Source organism: Sphingomonas sp. (assembly GCF_036387595.1).
Taxonomy (GTDB): Bacteria; Pseudomonadota; Alphaproteobacteria; order Sphingomonadales; family Sphingomonadaceae; genus Sphingomonas.
This window is the reverse complement of record NZ_DASVTL010000079.1, coordinates 1-6,278: the sequence shown is the minus strand read 5'-3', so window position 1 is coordinate 6,278 and position 6,278 is coordinate 1. Positions and strand designations below refer to the sequence as shown.

Sequence of the window (6,278 nt, the reverse complement as noted above, 5' to 3'; positions counted from 1 at the left end):
ACCGAGATCGAAATGCCGAGATCCTTGGCCATCAGCGTCGTGCCCAGCACCACCGCCATCGCCCCCGACTGGCTGACGATGCCGACGCAGGACTTGCCGGTGAGCTGCAGCGCGGGCGTCCCGACGAAGGTCAGCGGCACGCCCGCGACATAGTTCGTCATGCCGAGGCAGTTCGGCCCCTCGATGACCATGCCGGTATCCGCGGCGATCCGCGCCACCTCCGCCTGCGCGGCCAGGCCTTCTTCGCCGCCCTCGGCGAACCCGGCGGCAAAGATCACCGCGGCGCCGACGCCCTTCGCCGCAAGCGCCTGCACCGCGGCGAGCACTGCCGGCCCCGGGATCGCCAGCACCGCAGCATCGACGCCATGCGGCAGGTCCTCGATCGACTTCAGGCACGGGCGGCCGTCGATCGCGTCGCGCTTGGGATTGATGAGGTGGATGTCGCCCGCAAAGCCGTGGCGTTCGAGATTGTCGAGCACCGACTTGCCCAGGGCGCCCGGGGTGGGGGAGGCACCGACGATCGCGACCGAGCGCGGGGTGAGCAGGCGGGATAGGTCTTTGGGCATGAATTTCATCCGTTCGGCATCTGCGATCCTCCCCGGGACCGGGAGGGGGACCAGCGAAGCTGGTGGAGGGGGGATCGCCGCGCGCGACCCGCCGGCGGCGGCCCCCTCCGTCGCGCTACGCGCGCCACCTCCCCGCATGCGGGGAGGATTTTAGAACGTCAGACCCCCGCCTTGTCCTTGTCGTACGCACCCAGGCCCGGCTTGTACGACTTCTCGTCGATGAACTGGCGGATGCCTTCCTTGCGGCCGTGATTGTCGTAGCTGTTGGCGGCTTCCTGCGCGCGGATCAGATAATCCTCGGCATCGTCGTAGCTCATCACCGACACGCGGCGCACCGCGTCCTTGGTCGCCTTCAGCGCGACGGGGTTCTTGGCGAGCAGCACCTTGGCCACATCCATCACGCGGGTCTTAAGCTGCGCGAGGGGGAGGGATTCATTGACCAGGCCCCATTCCGCCGCGGTCTTGCCGTCGACATTCTCGCCCATCATCGCATGGTACATTGCCTTGCGGAACGGCAGCAGCTCGACCGCGACCTTGGTCGCGCCGCCGCCCGGCAGGATGCCCCAGTTGATCTCGGACAGACCGAACTGCGCCTCGTCCGCGGCGAATGCCAGGTCGCAGGCGAACAACGGGCCGTATCCGCCGCCGAAGCACCAGCCGTTGACCATCGCGATCGTCGGCTTCTGATACCAGCGCAGCCGCCGCCACCAGCCATAGCTCTCCCGCTGGGCCTGACGCGTGGCGCCCAGCCCCTTGGCCTCGGTCTCGCGGAAATATTCCTTCAGGTCCATGCCCGCCGAAAACGCGGTGCCTTCGCCCGACAGCACCAGCACGCCGACATCGTCACGGAATTCCAGAAGGTCGAGCACCTCCATCATGTCGCGGTTCAACGTCGGCGACATGCAGTTGCGCTTGTCGGGACGGTTGAAGTTCACCCACGCGATACGGTCTTCGACGAGGTAGCTGACGACGCCGTTGCTGCTCAGTTCGGTCATGCGAATATCCCTAGTTAGATCGGATAATGGCCTGGCTCGGTCTCGATCGTGATCCAGCGCAGCTCGGTGAAGGCGTCGATGCCGGCCTTGCCGCCGAAGCGGCCATAGCCCGACGCCTTGGTGCCGCCGAAGGGCATCTGCGCCTCGTCGTGCACGGTCGGGCCGTTGACGTGGCAGATGCCGGACTTGATCTTGCGTGCGACACGAAGGCCGCGGGCCGTGTCGCGGGTGAAGACCGCCGCGGACAGGCCGTAATCGGTGTCGTTGGCCAGCTCGATCGCGTGCGCCTCGTCGCGTGCGCGGATCACGCCTACGACGGGACCGAAGCTTTCCTCGCGGAACAGCTTCATGTCGGGCGTGACCTTGTCGATCACGTGCGCGGGCATCAGCACCCCGTCCGCCTCGCCGCCATTGACCTGCACCGCGCCGGACCCGACCGCATCGGCGATGAGCGAACGGACGTGATCGACGGTCTTCTGGTCGACCACCGCGCCGAGCGGCGTCTTGCCCTCGCGCGGATCGCCGACGGGCATCGTGCCGACCTTGGCCGCGAACTTCTCGACAAAGGCGTCGGCAACGCTCTCGACGACGATGATCCGCTCGGTCGACATGCAGATCTGGCCTGAGTTCATGAACGCGCCGAACGCGGCGGCCTTCACCGCTTCGTCGAGGTCGGCGTCCTCGAGCACGATCAGCGGGGCCTTGCCGCCGAGTTCGAGCAACACCGGTTTCAGATGCGCGGCCGCGCGCTGGGCGATGATCTTGCCCACATGCGTGGAACCGGTGAAGTTGATGCGCTTGATTTCTGGATGATCGATCAACGCGCCGACGATCTCGGCGGCATCGGCGGGGGCGTTGGTGACGATCGACACGGCGCCCGCGGGCAGCGCCTCGTCGAACGCTTCGCCGATCAGCGCATGGGTGCGCGGACATTGCTCGCTCGCCTTCAGCACGACGGTATTGCCGCACGCCAGCGGCGCGGCGACGGCGCGTACGCCCAGGATGATCGGTGCGTTCCACGGCGCGATGCCCAGCAGCACGCCGACCGGCTCGCGCAGCGCCATCGCGATGCAGCCGGGCTTGTCGGACGGGATCACCTCGCCCGCGATGTGGGTGGTCAGCGATGCGGCCTCGCGCACCATGCCGACGGCGAGCATCAGGTTGAACTGCGCCCAGCCCTCGGTCGCGCCGATTTCGCCCATCATCGCCTCGATGAACTGGTCGGCCCTCGCGGCGAGCGCGTCGGCGGCCTTGTTGAGCGCCGCGCGGCGGGCATTCGGCCCCAGCGCGGACCAGGCGGGGAATGCCGCGGCGGCCGCCTCCACCGCGGCGTTGGCATCCGCGACGGTCGCCGCGGATGCGGTCGTCGCGACGGCGCCGGTGACGGGGTTTACGCGATCGAAGGTCCGAACGATCGGCGCTTGCGCAAGCATAGCCATGCAACCTCTCCCGTTATTGTTGTACCACATAACTTATGGCGTGTGTGCGCGCAATGCTTCTTTTGTCGCGTTCACATCCCGTCCCGGGCGCCCACGGCCTCGATCCGGGCGAGCAGATCGATCAGTTGGGTTCGCTCGGCTGTCGACAGCCCGGACAATAGCTGATCCTCATGGGCGCGGATGCGCACCAACGTTTGCTCGACCTTCGCCTCGCCCGCGCTCGTCAACGTCAGCGCAAAGGCGCGGCGGTCGTCCGCCGCGGTTTCCCGCAGCACCAGGGCTGAATCGACCAGCTCGTTGACAAGGCTCACCATGTTGGCGCGCTGGATGCCCAGCGCGCGACCGACATTGCCCTGATTGATACCCGGATTGGCGGCGATGACCGACAAGATGCCGAACAGCACCTGTCGCATGCCCGTTCCCGCGATGGCGCGCGCAAAGTCGTTGCCGATGACCGCCGAGGCGCGACGCATGTGGTAGCCCACCAGCTCATCGAGCACGCCGAGCGCCGTAATCGCGATTTCCGGTTCGTCCTGCACGTCGCCAGTCTCCTGAAGCGACGGGCGTTAGGCAGTCCGAGGCCGCGCCTCAAGTCGCCGTCGCCTGCCGCCCGAGCACGAACAGCGCGCCCGCCGCGATCGCCGAGCCCAGCGCCATCAGGATCGCAACGGTGGACAGGCCATAGCCCGCGGCGAACAGCAAGCCGGCCAGGGCGGGGGCCAGCGCCGATCCGCCACGCCCGATGCCGATGACGAACCCGGTCGCGGTCGCGCGGACTCCGGTCGGGAAGCTCTGCGCGATGAGCGCATAAAGGCCGACGACCGCGGCATTGGTCGCGAACCCCGCGCAGGCGGCGATCAGCGACAGGGCGGCAAGATCGCTCCACGCCCGCCCGAAGGCGATCACGAGGACGGTCGACAACAGCATGGCGCCGATCGTCAGCCCGATCAGCCGCACCCGCGCGGTGAGGAGACCCAGTACCAGCGATCCGCTCGCGCCGCCGATGCTGGCCCAAACCAGCACGCCCGCGGCGAGCGGCGCGGGAAAGCCCATGTCCACGACGATCTTGGGAATCCATTTCAGGATGAAATAGAAGGTCATGATATGCGTGAGATACGCCAGGGTCAGCAGGCCGGTCAGCCGCACGAAGGCAGGTGAGAAGAGTTCGACCAGCGGCACCTTGGCCGCTTTCGGCTCGGGCGCGGGCAGGGCATCGACGGCCGGATGCCCCATCCGCGCCAGCATGACGTTGATCCGCTCCAGCGCGCCCGGCGGACGCCGGTGCATCAGGAACGCGATCGATTCGGGCGCGCGCCACAGAACCAGCGGAATGAAGCACAAAGTCACGATCCCGCCGAACACGAACACCGCCTGCCAGTCGTAGCGCGCGAGCAGAACCGCCGAGATCGACCCCCCGATCACGCTGCCCACCGGATAGCCGGCCGCCATCAGCACGACGCAAAGCGCCCGGCGACGGCTATTGGCGGCTTCGGCGACGGCCGCGTTGGTCGCTGCCAGCATGCCGCCGATGCCAAGGCCGGTCAGCACGCGCCACAAGGACAGGGCCGTCACGTCACCCGCGGTCGAGGCCCCCAGCATTCCGCCGGCCATCACGGTCAGACACCCCAGGATGGTCGCGCGCCGCCCGATGCGATCCGCGACGCCGCCCAGCACCAGCGATCCGATCGCCATGCCGATCAGCTCCATCGACAACACGAAGCCGAGCGCCGCGCGATCGATCCCCCAGGCGGCGGCGATCCCCGGAGATGCGAAGCTGATCGACAGCACGTCGAATCCATCGAGCGCGTTGAGGCCGATCATCGTCGCGACGATCCCCCACTGAAAGCGCGACATGGGCGCCGCATCGACGATCGAGCGCGGGTCTGTGGCGGTCATGTCGCTCCCAACATTCACTTGCGGCGCCGTCTAGCGCCGGGCGCTAGAACTTGTAGCTCGCGCTGACGCCCCATTCGCGCGGGCGACCATAGCTGCCCTCGGCCAGGCCGAACGCGCCCGAGATGTTGCCCGATACCAGGTAGAGCGAATCGGTCAGGTTGGTGCCGAACATCGCCAAGGTGATCGCGCGGCTCGGCAAGGTATAGCTCAATCGCGCATTGAGCAGGCCGTAACCGGGTTCGGTGATGATCGGCGTATTGGCGACATCCTGGAAGATGCGGCTGTACATCGTATAGTCCAGGCGGAACGCCACCTCGCTGCCGCCGTCGAACTCGTGGCTGAGATCAAGGCCCGCGGTGACGGTCCACTCGGGTGCCTTGACGAAGCGACTGCCCAGCGTGATCGGCAGGATCTGCGTCGGCCCTAACCCCTGGCCGACCGAGGTGTATTTGGCGTCGAGATAGCCCAGGCCCGCGTTGACGCTGATCCAGCGTGCCGGGCGCATCACCGTCTCGAACTCGATACCGTTGATCTCGCCCGACGCGGCGTTGGCGACGAAGTTGGTCGGCGTCTGGTTCACCGTCAGCTGGATGTCCTTGTAGATCGAGTGGAACGCCGCGAGATTGGTCGTCAACTGCCCGTCGAGCCACTGCGCCTTGATGCCCGCCTCGTAAGTGGTGAGCTCCTCGGGGGCGTATTGGGTCACCTCCTCGGCATTCGCGAGCGGACGCCCGTTGAACCCGCCCTGCTTGAACCCCACCGAATATGACCCGTACAGCAGCACATCGTCGGCGGCCTTGTAGCTGATCCCGAGTCGCGGCGTGAACTTGTTGAACGTCGCTTCCTTCGTCACATTGACGAACTCGACAAGGTCGCGCTGACGCACATTGATCGAGGTGAACACCTTGTTATCGCTAGTATAGCGCGCACCCACCGTCAGGCTCAGCCGTGGCAGTATCTCGAAATCGATCTGGCCGTAGGCGGCAAGGCTGCGATTGTCGGTATAGTTCTGGACGAACACCGCCGGCGTGAACGGCCCCGCGGTGGCGAGCGGGGGCTGCAGCCCGACCGCGATGTCGGCGGTGGCGATGTCGGACGCCTTCTCCTTGAAGTAGAACGCGCCGATCACGTAACTCAGCCGGTCGTCCAGGATCTTGCCGGTCACCTGAAGTTCCTGGCTGAACTGCCATTGCTTGTCGCGGTTGGTGGTCTGGCGAAACAGGAACGGCGATGCGTCGCCATCGCGCGTGAAATACGCCTTCATGTCGCGATAGGCGGTGATCGACTTCAGCGTGGCGCTGCCGATTTCATAGGCGATGACGCCCTGGACGCCCCACAGATCGAGATCATTGTCGTTCGGGCCTGTCGCGAAGGTTTCGAAC

The 6,278-nt window shown here is 66.6% G+C and carries 6 protein-coding genes; all 6 read right to left on the bottom strand.

From position 1 onward, the window contains the following. A partial coding sequence (locus VF643_RS08540; RefSeq protein WP_414713831.1) for a CoA-binding protein occupies positions 1–566 on the bottom strand: 566 nt, incomplete at its 3' end. A 158-nt stretch (positions 567–724) separates the two neighbouring features. Beyond that, positions 725–1,561 carry a p-hydroxycinnamoyl CoA hydratase/lyase gene (locus VF643_RS08535; RefSeq protein WP_331003822.1) on the bottom strand — a complete coding sequence of 279 codons (837 nt, stop codon included), beginning with the start codon at positions 1,559–1,561 and terminating at the stop codon, positions 725–727. A 14-nt stretch (positions 1,562–1,575) separates the two neighbouring features. Continuing rightward, a complete protein-coding gene (locus VF643_RS08530) occupies positions 1,576–3,000 on the bottom strand; it encodes an aldehyde dehydrogenase (RefSeq protein ID WP_331042963.1) in 1,425 nt (474 codons plus the stop codon). 71 nt (positions 3,001–3,071) lie between these two features. Beyond that, positions 3,072–3,539 carry a MarR family winged helix-turn-helix transcriptional regulator gene (locus VF643_RS08525; RefSeq protein WP_331042962.1) on the bottom strand — a complete coding sequence of 156 codons (468 nt, stop codon included), beginning with the start codon at positions 3,537–3,539 and terminating at the stop codon, positions 3,072–3,074. 49 nt (positions 3,540–3,588) lie between these two features. Further along, entirely contained in the window at positions 3,589–4,896 is a 1,308-nt protein-coding gene (locus VF643_RS08520; protein ID WP_331042961.1) for an MFS transporter, read from the bottom strand. A gap of 43 nt (positions 4,897–4,939) precedes the next feature. Next, positions 4,940–6,278: TonB-dependent receptor (locus VF643_RS08515; protein WP_331042960.1), on the bottom strand; the 1,339-nt coding region annotated here is incomplete at its 5' end.

Bases quoted from the DNA above. Each gene is read 5' to 3' on its own strand.
- VF643_RS08520 (WP_331042961.1), bottom strand. From the start codon at position 4,896: ATGACCGCCACAGACCCGCGCTCGATCGTCGATGCGGCGCCCATGTCG.
- VF643_RS08530 (WP_331042963.1), bottom strand. From the start codon at position 3,000: ATGGCTATGCTTGCGCAAGCGCCGATCGTTCGGACCTTCGATCGCGTA.
- VF643_RS08535 (WP_331003822.1), bottom strand. From the start codon at position 1,561: ATGACCGAACTGAGCAGCAACGGCGTCGTCAGCTACCTCGTCGAAGAC.